Source organism: Mucilaginibacter hurinus, from assembly GCF_003324525.1.
Classification (GTDB): domain Bacteria; phylum Bacteroidota; class Bacteroidia; order Sphingobacteriales; family Sphingobacteriaceae; genus Mucilaginibacter; species Mucilaginibacter hurinus.
In genome coordinates this window covers 73,585-89,830 of sequence record NZ_QGDC01000003.1, presented here as the reverse complement: position 1 = coordinate 89,830, position 16,246 = coordinate 73,585, and the positions used below count along the sequence as shown (strand labels likewise).

Below are 16,246 nucleotides of genomic sequence, written 5' to 3'. Positions count from 1 at the left end.
CTTTAAAACGTTAAAAATAGCAAAAAGCCATATTATAACCCTTTAAATGCAGGTTTTCGCTTTTCTAAAAATGCCGAAACCCCTTCCTTCATGTCAGTTGTAGCAAAGCATTTGCCAAACTCAAGTATCTCAGTTTCAAACCCGTTTACATCCTGCCTTGATGCTGCATTGGCGGCAGTTATTACTGCCGCAACCGCCAGTGGCGCCCTAAGCAATATCTTTTGTAATATTTCTTCGGCCTTCGGCAACAGTTCGTCGGCACTTACAACATGGTTTATCAAGCCGTAACGGTAAGCCTCCTCCGCAGTTATCATGTCGGCAGTCATCATCATTTCAAGTGCCCGGCCTTTGCCAACCAGTCGTGTTAAACGCTGTGTACCACCATAACCGGGTATTAAGCCGAGCGTAACTTCAGGCAGGCCCAACTTAGCATTACTTGATGCAACGCGTATATGGCAGGCCATCGCCAGCTCCAATCCCCCCCCCAGCGCAAATCCGTTTACGGCAGCAACCACCGGTTTGTTTCCATTTTCTATTAAATTGAACACTTTGTTGTGCGCATCCCGTGCCATTTCGCTGGCGGCATGTTCATCCAATGCGGCAAATTCTGATATATCGCCCCCGGCAACAAAAGCTTTGGAACCGGTACCTGTAATGATAATCCCGCCAATATTTTCATTGGTAAAGGCTTGTGTAAACGCTTCATTCAATTCAGCCAAAGTGGCTTGATTGAGCGCGTTCATTTTTGTTTCGCGGTTAAGCGTGATGCATGCAATGCGCTCTTTCTGCTCAACCAGTATATTTTGAAAAGCCATGTATTTAAAAGTTACGGTGATGGTGCACCCAGTTGGTAATATAATGCACAATATCCTGTGTGCTGGTGCCCGGCGGGAAAAGTTCACCAACACCTAGTTGCCTTAGCGCCGCCATGTCGTCGGCCGGTATAATACCACCACCGGTAACCAGTACATCGTCCAGTTGCTTATCTTTCATCAGTTGCAATATTTTAGGGAATACCGTCATATGCGCTCCGGATAATATGGATATGCCAATGGCATCAACGTCTTCCTGGAGGGCAGTGTTCACCACCATTTCGGGAGTTTGGCGCAGTCCTGTATAAATCACCTCCATACCGGCATCACGCAGGGTTGTGGCAATTATACGTGCTCCGCGGTCGTGGCCGTCCAGGCCCACTTTGGCAACAAGCACGCGTATAGGACGGTTAAATTGGGTAGCTGTCATGTTTGTATGTAAAAGTAATAGAAAAATGTCTGAACAGGAATTTAAAGAATTCAGGAATAAGCACAATATGATGTGCAAATGAAGATTTTTTTAAACACTACACCACGTTAGCGATTGCAATGGATACCGGCCTGTGGCTAAGGCCTGCGTAGTATGAGTGGAAAGCGCGGGCCGAAGGTAACGTCCGTATTAATGCGCAATTAAGTGAATTGCTTATCATGGGTTTAAGCTTTTGTATACACTTTGCCTGTTATCAGGAAATTCTCCAAATTGTTAAATCTTGTCCAGGCCACCTTCTACAATATTTTCAATTACTCAATTGTAAATATTTCAGTCCGCACACTATAAATTCTATTTTTGCACTGTTATACAATTGAACATGAGCGAAGAGAGATCATTGAATTTTTTAGAAGAGATTGTTGAGGAGGATATAAGTGCCGGTAAGCACGGAGGCAGGGTGTTAACCCGTTTCCCGCCCGAGCCTAACGGTTATTTACATATAGGCCACGCCAAATCTATTTGTTTAAACTTTGGGCTGGCAAAAAGATACGGCGGTAAAACCAACCTGCGATTTGACGATACCAACCCGGTTAAGGAGGACGTAGCGTATGTTGACAGTATTAAGGAAGATGTAAAGTGGCTGGGCTTTGAGTGGGCGCAAGAGCTTTATGCTTCGGATTACTTTGATAAGCTGTATGAGTTTGCCGTTGCCCTTATAAAGAAGGGGTTGGCTTATGTTGACGACAGTACAGCCGAGGAAATTGCAAAACAAAAGGGCACACCAACAGAACCCGGTACCCCTAACCAGTACCGCAGCCGTAGCGTTGATGAGAACCTGCAGCTGTTTGCTGACATGAAAGCAGGTAAATATCCTGATGGGGCAAAAGTATTGCGTGCTAAGGCCGACCTCGCATCGCCTAATATGCACCTGCGCGATCCGCTGATGTATCGTATTAAACACGCGCACCATCACCGTACCGGCCATGCCTGGTGCATTTACCCAATGTACGATTTTGCGCACGGGCAATCAGACGCCATTGAGCAGATAACACATAGTATATGTACGCTGGAATTCGTACCTCACCGTGCTTTATATGAATGGTTTATTGAGCAACTGGAGTTGTTCCCCTCGCGCCAGTATGAGTTTGCCCGCCTTAACCTTAATTACACAGTAATGAGTAAGCGCAAGCTGCTGCAACTGGTAGAAGAAGGCCACGTAGAAGACTGGGACGATCCACGCATGCCTACTATCAGCGGCCTGCGCCGCCGCGGGTATACGCCGCATAGTATTCGCGATTTTTGTGAACGCATTGGTGTAGCCAAACGCGAAAATATGATAGATGTAAGCCTGCTTGAGTTTTGCATACGCGAGGACCTTAACAAAACTGCCTGGCGCCGTATGGCTGTGCTTGATCCGGTTAAACTTGTAATAACCAACTATCCGGAAGGGCAAACAGACACGCTGTTCGGTGAAAATAACCCGGAAGTAGAAGGCGGCGAAGGCGGTCGCGAAATACCTTTTAGCCGCGAACTGTGGATTGAACGCGAGGACTTTATGGAAGAACCGCTAAAGAAGTTTTTCCGTTTGGGTGTTGGGCTGAGCGTAAGATTAAAAAACGCATATATAATAACCTGCAATGAATTTGTCAAGGATAGTGAAGGTAATGTAGCCGAAATACATTGTACGTATATCCCCGAATCAAAATCGGGCAGCGATACCAGCGGCATACATGTAAAGGGTACCATCCATTGGGTGAGCATACCGCATGCAAAAACGGCTGAGATACGTTTATACGACCGCCTGTTCAGGGTAGAAGACCCATCCAGCGAGGACGGGGATTTTAAAGAATACCTGAATCCGGACAGCCTTAATATCATTAAAGGGTATATTGAGCCCGATCTGGCTAATGCTGTTGCAGGCAAGGGGTATCAGTTTATTCGCAAAGGATACTTTAGCCTGGATAGCAAACATTCGTCTGCAGAAAAATTAGTGTTCAACCGCACAGTGACACTCAAAGACGGGTGGAGCCAACAGGCCTCTAAAGGGGGGCTAAAAAGTAGCTGATGATATATCTAAGATGAATAACGCCGGATAAAGAAATTGCCCGGCGTTATTCATTCAAGCTTTACAAAAGCTCCCCCTTCAGGGAGTTGGGGTTAATACTTTTGATAAACGTTATACAGTATATTCGAATCCAGTTGCGATAATGCGGGTGAATTATCCTGTTGTATAAAGTGATTTTTAAACGCCGCTACTGCTGCGTTAAAATTCGATGTGTCGTACCCAATAAGCCGCAGCGCTGCATTGGTGTCGAAATTGTCAGGTGCCAGTTCCAATACGTCATCGCTCCAGTAACCAAAGCCTTTTTGGGCAAGTAACTGCCAGGGGAAAAGCTTGCCCGGGTCTATCTTGCGGGCGGGAGCAATATCCTGGTGACCGATAAAATTAGCGGTAGGGATATTATACGTTTTTTTTAAGTGCGCCAGTAAGGTCAGCAGGCTGTTTATTTGCGCCGGAGCAAACGGTACCTTACCGTTATTGTCCAGTTCGATACCAATTGATGAGCTGTTAATATCGGTAACGCTGCCCCAGCGGCCCACTCCGCCATGCCATGCGCGCAGATAGTCATTAAGCATATGGTATATCTTGCCATTGGCGCCAATAACATAGTGGGCGCTCACCTGTGGTTTAACCAAAGTGAAGGTCTTAAGTGTCTGCGCAACCGAATCCTGTGCCGTGTAATGTATAACCACCAGGTTAGGCTTGCGTAAATTAAAATTCACTGTACCCACCCACTCCGACGGCAGCTTTTGGCCTGTGCTGTCTATAATCTGCACCGTCGTGGTTTTTTGCAACGTTTGCGCGAAGGTTTCGGCTTGTTCTACATATACCTTGTTGGTAGCCGCGTATGGGCCAAGCTTGGGCGAGCAGGCGGTTATGAGGGCTATAGGTAAAAGGAGAAGGGTGGAGAGGGTTTTCATAAGCTTCTTGGTAGCGAAACAAATATAGGAATTACGAAGAGCGCATTTGATTAATAAATGAGTTTAAACAAAATGAAATTTTTAAATTACCGATCTCGCGATAAAGATATTACATTGATATTTGGCATTTAGCTGACATAGTGAGACATGAGATCATTTGAATAGGATATATTCGGAATAATTTTTTGTTTGCCTAAGAGGCAAAGATTGAAACATTACATTACGCATATACTCAAAATAAATTTATCATATAAAATAATTGCTGGCTGAAAATGATATTTTAGATATATTTAAGCAAATATATTTGCATATATGATAATTTTTTACTACTATTGTAGTGATGGATGCGATTGATTGGAATGAAAAGGCAAAGCGGCTTTTGAAATCTGAATTGTTAAAAAGAGGTATTACTTCTGAACAATTAGTCCGGCTATTGGAAAGAATCGAGGTGCAAGAAACCAAAGGCAGTATTGATAGCAAAATTAGCCGAGGGTCTTTTAGCGCTGCTTTTCTAATACAATGCTTAAATGCAATTGGTTGTCGGAATTTTTCCCCTGATATAGATTCATTTATGTTACAAGAACCAATAGTTTATTACACCTCTAAGAAACAAAAAAATAAAGTATGAAAGAAGTTAAATTTATCGATTTGTTTGCTGGAATAGGTGGCTTGCGTTTAGGTTTTGAAACCGCATTTAAAAATGCCGGTTTTAAGACACGATGTGTAATGACATCTGAAATAAAACCCCATGCATTAAAAGTTTTGCATCATAATTTTTCACATGACTATTTTGTAGGCGATATCACACGGGTGAAAAATGAAGAAATCCCGGATTTTGAGTTTCTATTAGGTGGTTTTCCTTGTCAGCCGTTTAGTGCAGGTGGCAAAAGACAAGGCTTCGTGGACACACGAGGTACATTATTTTTTGAAATTGAAAGAATCTTAGAAAACAAGAGACCTTATGGATTTATTTTAGAAAATGTCGAAGGGTTGGTAAAGCATGATCTAGAAAACAAAAAAGACAAATATGGACGCACTCTTAAGGTAATCTTGTCAAAATTAGAAGGGTTAGGTTACCATGTAACTACTAAAGTCTTAAATGCGGCAGATTTTGGTTTACCGCAATCCAGGAAACGAATCTTTATAGTGGGTACATTGGAACAGCCAGTTGAATTAGAAAATTTTGAAGTGACTATAAATCCCATTAAGAATATATTAGAAAAAGGGTTGCCTACTATAAAATCCAAATTTGTAGATTTATTATTAAGTCATTTTTCGTTGGAGGAACTTTATGGAAAATCAATAAAAGATAAGCGGGGTGGTTTAAATAATATACATAGCTGGGATATCGAATTAAAAGGACCGGTTTCAAAAGAACAAGTTAATTTACTTAATAGCCTTTTTAAACAACGGAGAAAAAAGAAATGGGCAGCAGAGATCGGTATCAAGTGGATGGATGGGATGCCTTTAAGTCTCGAGCAGATTCGTACTTTTTATAATTGTTCTAATCTCGAAGAAATGTTAAACGACTTAGTCATAAAAGGCTATTTGAAGTTTGAGCACCCCAAAAGCTTGGTCACAGAAGTTACTTTGCTAGGGAATAGGACATATAGAATTGGCAATAAGCGACTTAAACCTGGATTTAATATAGTTGCAGGAAAGTTAAGTTATTCTATAAATAAGATTATAGATCCGAACGGCATAGCGCCAACACTTGTGGCTACAGATATGGCAAGGTTAGTTGTGCCTGATGGTGTAGGTCTCAGAAGTATGACTTTGAGGGAAGGTCTGAGGTTATTTGGCTTTCCTGAATGGTTTGAAATGCCTGTTGAAATTAATGAAGGTTTTGATTTATTAGGTAATACCGTGGCTGTAAATGTCGTCAAGTCAGTTTCTGATCGACTAGCCGAACATTATCTGCATGCTTCTTATTCTACAACAGAACAAGTTATTGTATGTTAAATTAGGTCTTTCCCAGTTGCTGCTTTATAGCCAGAGATAACTTTCGTTAACCACGTGCTTGTTTGCGCTTCTCTTGCTGTTGCAGTCCATTGTCTTTGTGTGGCATCAAATGCTGTTACAAATTCTAAGGCACTTTTAAACACAGGTAGTTTTGGCCCCCTATCTTTTTTTCCGGTTCTTAAGTACCATTTAGTGGGACGTATATTAAATATTTCACCTTGTTTAACTTGACACTTAAGAGGCCAGTCATTACTTGGGCCTGTAATTTCCCAAACTTTTTTTAACCAGACATCTTTTATTTCTATATGATGTCCTACCATGCTGTACCCAATTATTAAATAGTCGGAATCAAGTCTGTATGGATGTACCAATAATGATCTACGATAAGCGAGGAAAGCAGCAACATCAAAATTTGGTGAATTATCATAATCAAAGGACTTGACTTCAAGCATGCCTTTACGGGGGTCAGTGACGTCCAGTTGAAAATCCGGAAAATCCTGTGTTCCTATCATTGTTCCAAACACAACACCTTTACTAATTAACCAATCTCTTAACCATTCTTGTAGCAAATTGCCTACTGAATCTTTGGATTTTATTTTGATATCATGCCCATTAAGTATAAAACTTATTATTCCTTTTTCGCCAATTATGGAATGCTCCACAACCAATTTTTCATATATTTCTTGAGCTGATAATTGCATGAAGTTTAGATTATAATTAAAAATACAATATTAAGAAAATAAATAATCAAACTATACCATTGCAGTGATGGCATTTTATTATAGCTAGGTAATGTAACCTGAGGTTTTTGGGAAGGTATGATTCTTGTGTGTTATTTTCAATTATCCTTTTATAATGAATAAAATATATGTACCTAAATTCAAAAAATCTTTGGGATTTGAAACTGATAAAGCAAGGTCTGATTTAATGAAAAGAGTTCGGAGCAAAGAAAATAAGTCTGAAAAAGCTTTGCGAATTTTACTTTGGAGAAAAGGGATAAGATACAGGAAAAATTACAAAAAATTACCCGGAAGCCCTGATATTGTTATAAAAAAAAGTAAAATAGTTGTTTTTATTGATGGCGAATTTTGGCACGGATATGATTGGCATATAAAAAAAGCCAAGATAAAAGCTAATCGCGCATTTTGGATACCTAAAATTGAGCGAAATATGCAACGAGATCAAGAAAATGATAAAATACTATCGGAACTAGGATACTCTGTTATTAGGTTTTGGGAGAAAGACGTCAAAAAGGATATCGACAAATGCTTAAACATAATCATAGCGGCGATAGGAACTAATGCACCTCAAAATTACATCTCCCCAAGCGTCCCTCCATCTCTTGAATTTCCGCTCTCATAGACCGGCTTAAATCAAAATTGCCGCTGGGCATTGGTGCGGTGGGTAGAGCTGTCGGATTCTACATGGCTCTGGCCTGGTTGCTGCAGGCGGTCTTCGCTTTTAGTTGGAGGCGTTGAAGGCTTCTTCAATGTCGCCCCGTTCAATACGTCCTTGGTTCTTTGTTTCCAGTGAGCAAATACACATCAACCTAAAATAGATTCCTCCCTTACTACAATCCCAAATTAACACCCAACTATCACCCCAACTTCTTATACTTAATCCTCTTCGGCCCTACATCACCAAGGCGCTTTTTGCGGTTTTCTTCGTAGCCGGTGTAGTCACCTTCGTAAAAGTAAACCTGTGAGTCGCCTTCAAAGGCGAGGATATGGGTACAAATGCGGTCGAGGAACCAGCGATCGTGGCTGATGACAACGGCGCAGCCGCCAAAGTTTTCCAGCGCTTCTTCTAACGAGCGTAGTGTGTTAACGTCAATGTCGTTGGTGGGCTCATCCAGCAGGAGCACGTTGCTGCCTTTTTTGAGGGTGATAGCCAGGTGTACCCGGTTACGCTCACCCCCTGATAGTACGCTGATCTTTTTCTGTTGGTCGGCACCGTTGAAATTAAAGCGGGATACATAAGCACGCGAGTTGATTGGGCGGTTCCCTACCATAATATTGTCTGTGCCGCCGGTAATGTTTTCCCAAACAGATTTATTAGCGTCAAGGTCGTCATGCATCTGGTCTACATAACCTAAAGCCACAGTTTCCCCAACACGGAAAGTGCCGGCATCGGGCTGCTCCTGACCGGTTATCAGGCGGAACAGCGTGGTTTTACCGGCGCCGTTAGGGCCAATAATACCTACAATACCCGCAGGCGGCAGGCTAAAGCTTAAATTTTCAAACAATACCTTATCGCCGTAGGCTTTGGTAACATTGTTGGCCTCAATTACCACATTGCCCAACCGCGGACCGGGCGGAATAAATAACTCCAGTTTCTCTTCGCGGTCCCTGGTTTCTTCGCTGGCCAGCTTTTCGTAGTTTGATAAACGCGCCTTACCTTTTGCCTGGCGGGCTTTAGGGGCCATGCGCACCCATTCCAGTTCGCGTTCCAGAGTTTTCTGGCGTTTGCTTTCAGTTTTTTCTTCCTGTGCCAGGCGTTTGGCTTTTTGGTCGAGCCATGAGGAGTAATTGCCCTTCCAGGGGATGCCCTCACCGCGGTCAAGTTCCAATATCCAGCCGGCCACGTTATCAAGGAAGTATCGGTCGTGAGTTACGGCAATAACGGTACCCTTGTACTGCTTAAGGTGCTGTTCAAGCCAGTCAATACTTTCGGCATCCAGGTGGTTGGTAGGCTCGTCCAGTAATAATACATCCGGTTCCTGCAATAGCAAACGGCACAGCGCAACACGGCGGCGCTCACCGCCGGATAATACTGATATTTTGGTCTCAGGCTCGGGGCACCGCAAGGCGTCCATTGCGCGCTCAAGCTTAGTATCCAGTTCCCAGGCATTGCTGGCGTCTATTTTGTCCTGCAGCTCACCCTGCCGCGCCAGCAGTTTATCCATGGCATCGGGGTCGCTGTAATACTCTTCCAGGCCAAATTTTTCGTTTATCTCTTCGTACTCCTTTAATATGGCGGTGGTTTCGGCAACACCCTCCTCCACTACTTCGCGTACGGTTTTATCCGGATCTAGCTCCGGCTCCTGGCTTAACATGCCTACCGAGTAGCCCGGGGAAAAAACCACTTCACCCTGGTATGATTTATCTACCCCGGCAATGATTTTTAATAGCGACGATTTACCCGAACCGTTAAGGCCGATAACACCGATTTTTGCGCCGTAAAAAAACGACAGGTATATATTTTTTAAAACAGTTTTTTGCGGCGGGAAGGTTTTGCTAACCCCGGCCATAGAAAATATGATCTTTTCGTCTGCCATGTAGTGTTTATATTAAGGAAGCCAAAGATGAAGGGAAAATCTGCGTTTAGCAAATATTTTTGATATGTTATAAGCTGGTTATATAAAAGTTGCAGGATGCAAAATTGAATGTTGATTTGTGCAGTTATCAGAATGGTGATAACGCAATGTAACTTGTTACATGTATTACGCCGGCAGCCAACAGGTGCACGCGGGTATTTTCAACGCTTAACAATGAGCTGCTATTATCTTCTGATTAAGAGCGGTGCTGACAGATAATGCGACAACCTCTAATTCAGATATTCTGTTTCCTGATACCTGCGGAAGTTGACAAAAAACGTTGCCCCGCTGCCCACATTGCTTTCAACCCAAACCCTGCCATGGTGCTTATCAAGTATGCGTTTAACTATTGCCAAACCCACACCGGAACCTTCAAATGTATTGGCATTTTTTGAGCGGCTGAACAACTCAAATATTTCATCCTGCTCTTTTTTATCGATACCGATACCATTATCGGTGATAGCATATTGTATGGTATGGTCATTCAATACCTTGCCGTCAATTACAACCTACGGGATGTCTGATTTGCCTGAGTATTTCACAGCATTGCCCACCAGGTTAGAGAATACCTGCAATACCATGGTTTCATCGCCATGTACTTCCGGCGTCTCTTTAATCTCTAACCGGAGGTTAGGGTTGTCGCTGGCAATTATCATGTCGCGGCGCAACTCGTCAAGCAGTTTTTGCATGTTGATGGCTTTAACGCGCAACTTGGCTTGTCCTATTTTTGAGTAGTTCAAAACCTCGTCTATCATGTCCTGCATCTTTACCACGTTCCCTTCAATGCGTTCAACCATGGTTTTTACCTGCTCTGGTAGCTCAAAACGCCTTACAATAAGCTGCGAATAACTTTTTATGGCTGTTAAAGGGTTCTTAAGGTCATGTGATATGGTGTAACTGAAACTGTCCAGCTCGGCGTATGCCTCCCTTAGTTTTTCGTTCAGTATACGCAGTTCAGTAGCTTTGCGGCTTATAGAGTAGTTTATCTCGTCCTTTAACAGCAGGGCAGTATCTGTATCATGTTTACTCCAGGGAGCTGAGGTGTACTTTACGTCCTGAGACCATGCCTCAAATGAATTGCGGGGCGATATGATCTGCATGCCCCGGCTATCAACCTCAATATTTTTTTCAGGATTGCCTGCCCACGTTACGTGTGTAATTACTTCGGGTCTGAACCATAACATATATTCATCTAATTCCCTTGATAACCGGCACGCCAGCAGGCCGCTTGCCATACCCTTATGTTCGGCAGCGTCCGGAAAATCCGCCGAGAGGTTTGAAGTTGCATATATGCTTGACTCCATTTTGTCTTCAAGCCAGGTAATAAGCCGCTCGATAAAATCGTTTTCGGGAGTTTTACCTATTGTGTAAAGCTGATTTTCAAACAGTAAAGCTGCGCCTGTACTCTCTATTGCATCGGCGAAAGTAACATCGTATTTTATTAAAGCCTCTTCAACAGGGGTGTTGCGCAATAAATTTCGGGTAAGCTGCTCAACCACCGTGCGCGAGCGGGTCGCTTTCTGCTGGTCTTCCTCCTGTTGACGAAAGCTTATTGCCGACGATAATACCTGGCCTACGAGCTTGGCAGATTCGCGCTGGTTAAAGTTGATAAAGCGCGGCGAATAACTATGGCAGGCAATAAGGCCCCATAATTCACCCTGATCACGTATAGAAACACTGAAGCTGGATGCCACCTCCATGTTTTTAAGGTATTGGATATGGATAGGTGATACCGCCCTAAGCATGCTCGAGGTAAGATCAAGCGAAGCACCGGTTTGCCCGTTTAAGTTGGTAACTATTGCGGCAGGCTCAGTATTTACATCAGCAATTAAACGTACCAGGTTATGTTTATAAAGGTCACGCGCTTGCCTGGGGATGTCTGATGCCGGGTAATGTAGCCCTAGCCACGATTCCAGCGTATCATTCTTTGCTTCGGCAACTACTTCGCCGTGCCCGTCGGTATGAAACTTGTATACCATTACGCGGTCATACCTTGTTATACGGCGCACCTGCTCGGCAGTGTTGGTTAGCAGTTTATCCAGTTGCTTGTCAGCCAATATTTCTGATAGCGAGCGGCCTACCATTTGTTGCAGGTCGGCGTCGAGGCTTGAATCTTCGGGTTCAAATTCTGCCAGTAAGTAATCTTCAGCCGGATTGATAACAAGATTTAATGCTTGCCCTTTAATCATTACACGGTGGGCGCCTGTTGGGATGGTATTGTCGCGTTTTCTTAACTGGGCGGCACGTCGTATGATTCCCGCCATATCCTCCTCCTGGTCACCAATGCTATTAAGTACATCAACAGGTTTACCCAAAAGGGCTCCGGGTGCTTCACCCAAAAAAGTGTCGGTATTTTCGCTGCAAAAGCAAATTTTCAAATCCTGGTCCACCGCGATCAGAAATCCGTGGCTTTGAACCCTGCCCGGGATGCGGATAGGTTCGTTGTCGCAATTGGTAAGATCAACGTGGAGCATATTTTAAATAGATAGCGATTTTATTACAGACGATTAAATGTAAGTAAATATTTTAATTAGAAATTATAATCATACTAAAAAAGAGAATAACATTCTTTATAGGAGAAAGTTGCTTTTAAATAAAAACATTGTTTTGAACAGTAAATTGCCTCTGCATCGCATAAAGCATGTTTATAAAGGTTTTTAGCACAATTGCGACGTAATTTCGTTTATTGTAAAAAATATGTGATGATAAGCGACAATATCAAAGAATATACCAAAACTGCGCATACAGATCTTGAAAAAATAGTTGTGCAAAAGCTGAAGGATGTGAGAAGTGAAACCGACTATGCTGGGCTGTTAAAATACTTTTATGCTTATTTCAGTGCACTTGAAACAGCTATAGCTCCATATATAAACCAGCAAATATTAGCCGACTACGACCTGCGCCGTAAAGCTGATAAGTTGGAACACGACATTCAGGAATTGGGAAGTGAAATAGCGAACCTGCCGCAGGTTACCCTGCCCAAAATTGGCGATGCCAGGCAAGCAATGGGTGCACTATACGTAATGGAAGGCTCCGTTTTGGGTGGGACTATTATTGTGCAAATGCTTAAAAAAGCAGGGATAAACACCGGGCTGACGTTTTTTGGCGGCTATGGGGAAGACAATGGCACAATGTGGGGAAAGTTTGTCATGGCCCTAAACAAGCTTGGTCAAACATCAGATGATGAACGAAGTGTGTTGGAAACCGCTGCCGCTACTTTTACACATTTTAAAAGTGTGTTTAACAGTGAAAACAACCCGGGCTAAGTTCGTCAGTGTTTGGTACATGATAAGATGCCGTTATGTCATAACTCGTGACGAATTTTCTGATATCTATTGCCGTACAGTTAACGCCTTTTTATTAAACCTTTAAACAATTCACCAGTCACTAACACTGTATTCTGATTTTAGTTAAAAATAACCAGATATTTTCATTATTTAGCTGTTGAAGATTGTTCTGTCCAGTTAAAATTGATAGATTGCATTATCAAAACAATGTCTGATTTTACACCCTGCAAAATATTGGCAGTGTTGTTGATAAAAGTTATAACATACGTCTTTGCTTTTCATACAGAATTGATACATTAGGACGTTCAATAATTTAAAAAAGGTATTATATGGAAGCTAAATTTTCACCACGAGTTAAAGATGTGATATCTTATAGCAGAGAGGAGGCCCTTCGCCTCGGGCATGACTATATTGGTACAGAGCATCTGCTGTTAGGATTGATACGTGATGGTGATGGTGTGGCAATCAAATTGCTGAAGGGATTTAGCGTTGATACCACAAAATTGCGCCGTGCCGTTGAGGACGCAGTAAAAGGAACTACAGGAACAAATGTTAACATAGGCAGCATACCGCTTACCAAACAGGCCGAAAAGGTATTAAAGATTACTTACCTGGAAGCTAAGATATTTAAAAGCGATGTAATAGGCACTGAGCATTTATTGTTATCAATCCTACGGGATGAAGATAATATCGCGTCGCAGATCCTGTCGCAGTTTAATGTGAATTACGAAGTGTTTAAAGCTTCGGTTGAAACGCACAAAAACGATATTACAGATGAGATGCCGGGCTCATCAACAGGTGGGGAGGATGATTTTAAAGAGGAAGAATCATTCAGCCAGCCTAAAAAGGTATCTGACATTAAATCAAAGACACCGGTATTGGATAATTTTGGCCGCGATTTAACCAAGGCTGCAGAAGAAGGTCGTTTAGATCCGATTGTAGGCCGCGAAAAAGAAATAGAGCGGGTATCGCAGATATTATCACGCCGTAAAAAGAATAACCCTATATTGATAGGTGAGCCAGGCGTAGGTAAATCAGCCATTGCCGAAGGCCTTGCGCTGCGTATAGTACAGCGTAAAGTTTCGCGTGTATTGTTCAATAAACGCGTAGTTACACTTGATCTTGCTTCGCTGGTAGCAGGTACCAAATACCGCGGCCAGTTTGAGGAGCGTATGAAAGCTGTAATGAACGAGCTTGAAAAATCTCCCGACGTAATTTTATTTATAGACGAGATACATACAATTGTGGGTGCGGGCGGTGCTTCGGGATCCCTGGATGCCAGCAATATGTTTAAACCGGCTTTGGCGCGGGGCGAGATACAGTGCATTGGCGCAACCACGCTTGACGAATATCGTCAGTACATCGAAAAGGATGGTGCTTTAGACCGCCGTTTTCAAAAAGTAATGGTTGAACCTGCCACACCTGACGAAACGATTGAAATATTAAACAGGATAAAGGAAAAGTACGAAGAGCACCATGGCGTAACCTATACGCCTGAGGCTATTGAGGCATGTGTTAACCTCACCACGCGTTACATTACCGACAGGTTTTTGCCTGATAAGGCGATTGACGCCTTGGACGAATCCGGATCACGCGTGCATTTAACCAATATCCATGTGCCGCAAAATATACTGGATATTGAGGGTAAGATAGAGCAGATAAAAATAGAAAAAAATAAGGTGGTACGCAGCCAGAAGTATGAGGAAGCGGCCAAATTACGTGATACCGAGAAACATCTGCTTGAGGAGCTTGACCAGGCTAAAACCATATGGGAGGCTGAAACAAAATCAAAACGTTATACCGTTAACGAAGATAATGTTGCAGAGGTAGTATCTATGATGACTGGTATACCGGTACAAAGGGTAGGCCAGGCTGATAGTATGAAACTGCTTGCCATGACAGAAACTATCGGCGGCAAAATTATTGGCCAGGACGATGCGATAAAAAAACTTACCCGCGCCATACAGCGTACACGTGCCGGATTAAAAGATCCGAAAAAGCCGATTGGCTCGTTTATATTCCTTGGCCCTACCGGGGTAGGTAAAACCGAGCTTGCTAAAGAACTTGCACGCTTTATGTTTGATACCGAAGACGCGCTTATACAAATTGATATGAGCGAGTACATGGAGAAATTCGCGGTATCACGATTGGTAGGAGCGCCTCCGGGATATGTAGGTTACGAAGAAGGTGGCCAACTTACCGAAAAGGTACGCCGCAAGCCATATGCAGTAGTTTTACTTGATGAGATTGAAAAGGCTCACCCTGATGTATTTAATATACTGTTACAGGTATTGGACGAAGGACAATTGACCGACTCGTTGGGCCGTAAGGTTGATTTCAGGAATACTATCATTATCATGACCTCCAATATCGGCGCACGCCAGCTGAAAGATTTTGGGCAGGGCGTGGGCTTTACCACCGCGGCAAAAGCCAACCAGGCCGACGCGCATTCAAGGGGAGTGATAGAGAACGCATTGAAACGTGCTTTCGCGCCGGAATTCCTTAACCGTATTGATGACGTTATCGTATTCAATTCATTAGGTAAAGAAGAGATATTCCGAATCATTGATATTGAGCTGGCCTACCTGTTTAGCCGGGTTAACGGCTTGGGTTACAAAATTGAACTTACCGATAACGCCAAGGAGTTTATTGCCGACAAAGGTTACGATTCGCAATTTGGTGCCCGTCCGCTTAAACGTGCAATTCAGAAATACCTGGAAGACCCTATTGCTGAAGAAATACTGAAAGGTGAATTAAACGAAGGCGACACCATGGAAGTGGATTACGACAAGGAAAATGACCAGATAAAAATTCTCGACAAAACGGGCGAAGATAAGAAGACTGAAGAAGAAGAGCAGAAATAAAGTTGTTTTGACATATTAACAAAGTCCCGGGTAAAAAAACCGGGACTTTTTTTTTGTAAGATTTTAGCGTATAATATTGTTAATTAATTTAAACCTTTCCGGTTTATTTTGTTCTCATAATATAAAGCACTTATATTATGAAAAAAATCCTTACACTCGTTTTGTTGATAGGCGTCGCGGTAGTGAGCTCGTCATGCAGAAAAGAAATTACGCAGGTTGTTCAACCTAATCAAACCATTCATTTTACTGTTAATGCCAATGATTGGGAACTAGGTAATGATGACTATACGTACTCAGTTACACTTGATATACCTGAAATTGATAACTATTTCCAGGAAAATGGGGCGGTATTGGTGTATATATCCTCAGACGGCGGCTCTACATATGAACAAGTTCCGGAGGTGTATAATGGCCAGGCATTCAGCTTCTCGCATACCAGAGGCGGCATCCAGATAGATTCGCAGCCCTATGATGGTCAAACACCTGCTTTGGATAATCCCGGAGGTATGTTAGTAAAGGTGGTATTGGTTGACTCGACACCTTGATAGATGAAACTGGTGAACAAAAGATGCCTTGCCTAAAGCAGGGCATCT

Annotated in this window: 14 protein-coding genes; 7 read left to right on the top strand and 7 right to left on the bottom strand. The window is 42.9% G+C overall.

Features of this window, described 5'->3' with window-relative positions; genetic code table 11:
- Positions 1 to 32: 32 nt before the first annotated feature.
- Complete coding sequence (locus tag DJ568_RS06155) at positions 33 to 815, bottom strand: enoyl-CoA hydratase/isomerase family protein (protein ID WP_114004390.1); 783 nt, start codon at positions 813 to 815, stop codon at positions 33 to 35.
- A gap of 4 nt (positions 816 to 819) precedes the next feature.
- The gene (locus tag DJ568_RS06150; RefSeq protein WP_114004389.1) at positions 820 to 1,242 is read right to left on the bottom strand and encodes a cobalamin B12-binding domain-containing protein; all 423 of its coding nucleotides are present in this window, start codon (positions 1,240 to 1,242) and stop codon (positions 820 to 822) included.
- Positions 1,243 to 1,621: 379 nt separating this feature from the next.
- On the opposite strand from DJ568_RS06150, the gene DJ568_RS06145 reads away from it, so the two are divergent.
- Positions 1,622 to 3,307, top strand: coding sequence for a glutamine--tRNA ligase/YqeY domain fusion protein (locus DJ568_RS06145; protein ID WP_114004388.1), 1,686 nt, complete (start codon positions 1,622 to 1,624; stop codon positions 3,305 to 3,307).
- A gap of 92 nt (positions 3,308 to 3,399) precedes the next feature.
- Here DJ568_RS06145 and DJ568_RS06140 read toward each other — a convergent pair whose 3' ends face one another.
- The gene (locus DJ568_RS06140) at positions 3,400 to 4,224 is read right to left on the bottom strand and encodes an N-acetylmuramoyl-L-alanine amidase (protein WP_114004387.1); all 825 of its coding nucleotides are present in this window, start codon (positions 4,222 to 4,224) and stop codon (positions 3,400 to 3,402) included.
- Positions 4,225 to 4,564: 340 nt separating this feature from the next.
- Here DJ568_RS06140 and DJ568_RS06135 point away from each other — a divergent pair, with 340 nt between their 5' ends.
- Both DJ568_RS06135 and dcm read left to right on the top strand, forming a co-directional pair.
- A complete protein-coding gene (locus DJ568_RS06135) occupies positions 4,565 to 4,852 on the top strand; it encodes a DUF6471 domain-containing protein (RefSeq protein WP_199560891.1) in 288 nt (95 codons plus the stop codon).
- A complete protein-coding gene (gene dcm, locus DJ568_RS06130) occupies positions 4,849 to 6,186 on the top strand; it encodes a DNA (cytosine-5-)-methyltransferase (RefSeq protein ID WP_114004386.1) in 1,338 nt (445 codons plus the stop codon). The genes DJ568_RS06135 and dcm overlap by 4 nt, the downstream gene beginning before the upstream one ends.
- Here the strand turns inward: dcm and DJ568_RS06125 are convergent.
- Complete coding sequence (locus tag DJ568_RS06125) at positions 6,183 to 6,887, bottom strand: NgoBV family restriction endonuclease (protein WP_114004385.1); 705 nt, start codon at positions 6,885 to 6,887, stop codon at positions 6,183 to 6,185. The two genes, dcm and DJ568_RS06125, sit on opposite strands and share 4 nt — an antisense overlap.
- 154 nt (positions 6,888 to 7,041) lie before the next feature.
- Between DJ568_RS06125 and DJ568_RS06120 the strand changes: the two genes are divergently transcribed.
- Positions 7,042 to 7,548 (top strand): very short patch repair endonuclease, encoded by a 507-nt coding sequence (locus tag DJ568_RS06120; protein ID WP_114004384.1) that lies wholly within the window; start codon positions 7,042 to 7,044, stop codon positions 7,546 to 7,548.
- A 235-nt stretch (positions 7,549 to 7,783) separates the two neighbouring features.
- Here DJ568_RS06120 and ettA read toward each other — a convergent pair whose 3' ends face one another.
- The 3 genes from ettA to DJ568_RS06105 all read right to left on the bottom strand — a co-directional run bounded on the left by ettA (position 7,784) and on the right by DJ568_RS06105 (position 11,976).
- Entirely contained in the window at positions 7,784 to 9,463 is a 1,680-nt protein-coding gene (gene ettA / locus DJ568_RS06115) for an energy-dependent translational throttle protein EttA (RefSeq protein ID WP_114004383.1), read from the bottom strand.
- 269 nt (positions 9,464 to 9,732) lie between these two features.
- Positions 9,733 to 9,990 carry an ATP-binding protein gene (locus tag DJ568_RS06110; protein WP_199560890.1) on the bottom strand — a complete coding sequence of 86 codons (258 nt, stop codon included), beginning with the start codon at positions 9,988 to 9,990 and terminating at the stop codon, positions 9,733 to 9,735.
- A gap of 21 nt (positions 9,991 to 10,011) precedes the next feature.
- Entirely contained in the window at positions 10,012 to 11,976 is a 1,965-nt protein-coding gene (locus DJ568_RS06105; RefSeq protein WP_114004381.1) for a histidine kinase dimerization/phospho-acceptor domain-containing protein, read from the bottom strand.
- A gap of 228 nt (positions 11,977 to 12,204) precedes the next feature.
- Between DJ568_RS06105 and DJ568_RS06100 the strand changes: the two genes are divergently transcribed.
- The 3 genes from DJ568_RS06100 to DJ568_RS06090 all read left to right on the top strand — a co-directional run bounded on the left by DJ568_RS06100 (position 12,205) and on the right by DJ568_RS06090 (position 16,198).
- Complete coding sequence (locus tag DJ568_RS06100) at positions 12,205 to 12,768, top strand: biliverdin-producing heme oxygenase (protein WP_114004380.1); 564 nt, start codon at positions 12,205 to 12,207, stop codon at positions 12,766 to 12,768.
- Positions 12,769 to 13,118: 350 nt separating this feature from the next.
- Complete coding sequence (locus DJ568_RS06095) at positions 13,119 to 15,653, top strand: ATP-dependent Clp protease ATP-binding subunit (protein ID WP_114004379.1); 2,535 nt, start codon at positions 13,119 to 13,121, stop codon at positions 15,651 to 15,653.
- 137 nt (positions 15,654 to 15,790) lie between these two features.
- Positions 15,791 to 16,198: a hypothetical protein gene (locus DJ568_RS06090; protein WP_114004378.1), complete on the top strand. Its 408-nt coding sequence runs from the start codon at positions 15,791 to 15,793 to the stop codon at positions 16,196 to 16,198.
- The last annotated feature ends 48 nt before the right edge of the window (positions 16,199 to 16,246 follow it).

Bases quoted from the DNA above. Each gene is read 5' to 3' on its own strand.
- DJ568_RS06105 (WP_114004381.1), bottom strand. From the start codon at position 11,976: ATGCTCCACGTTGATCTTACCAATTGCGACAACGAACCTATCCGCATC.
- DJ568_RS06140 (WP_114004387.1), bottom strand. From the start codon at position 4,224: ATGAAAACCCTCTCCACCCTTCTCCTTTTACCTATAGCCCTCATAACC.
- DJ568_RS06155 (WP_114004390.1), bottom strand. From the start codon at position 815: ATGGCTTTTCAAAATATACTGGTTGAGCAGAAAGAGCGCATTGCATGC.
- DJ568_RS06100 (WP_114004380.1), top strand. From the start codon at position 12,205: ATGATAAGCGACAATATCAAAGAATATACCAAAACTGCGCATACAGAT.
- dcm (WP_114004386.1), top strand. From the start codon at position 4,849: ATGAAAGAAGTTAAATTTATCGATTTGTTTGCTGGAATAGGTGGCTTG.
- ettA (WP_114004383.1), bottom strand. From the start codon at position 9,463: ATGGCAGACGAAAAGATCATATTTTCTATGGCCGGGGTTAGCAAAACC.
- DJ568_RS06135 (WP_199560891.1), top strand. From the start codon at position 4,565: ATGGATGCGATTGATTGGAATGAAAAGGCAAAGCGGCTTTTGAAATCT.
- DJ568_RS06125 (WP_114004385.1), bottom strand. From the start codon at position 6,887: ATGCAATTATCAGCTCAAGAAATATATGAAAAATTGGTTGTGGAGCAT.
- DJ568_RS06095 (WP_114004379.1), top strand. From the start codon at position 13,119: ATGGAAGCTAAATTTTCACCACGAGTTAAAGATGTGATATCTTATAGC.
- DJ568_RS06090 (WP_114004378.1), top strand. From the start codon at position 15,791: ATGAAAAAAATCCTTACACTCGTTTTGTTGATAGGCGTCGCGGTAGTG.
- DJ568_RS06145 (WP_114004388.1), top strand. From the start codon at position 1,622: ATGAGCGAAGAGAGATCATTGAATTTTTTAGAAGAGATTGTTGAGGAG.
- DJ568_RS06120 (WP_114004384.1), top strand. From the start codon at position 7,042: ATGAATAAAATATATGTACCTAAATTCAAAAAATCTTTGGGATTTGAA.
- DJ568_RS06150 (WP_114004389.1), bottom strand. From the start codon at position 1,242: ATGACAGCTACCCAATTTAACCGTCCTATACGCGTGCTTGTTGCCAAA.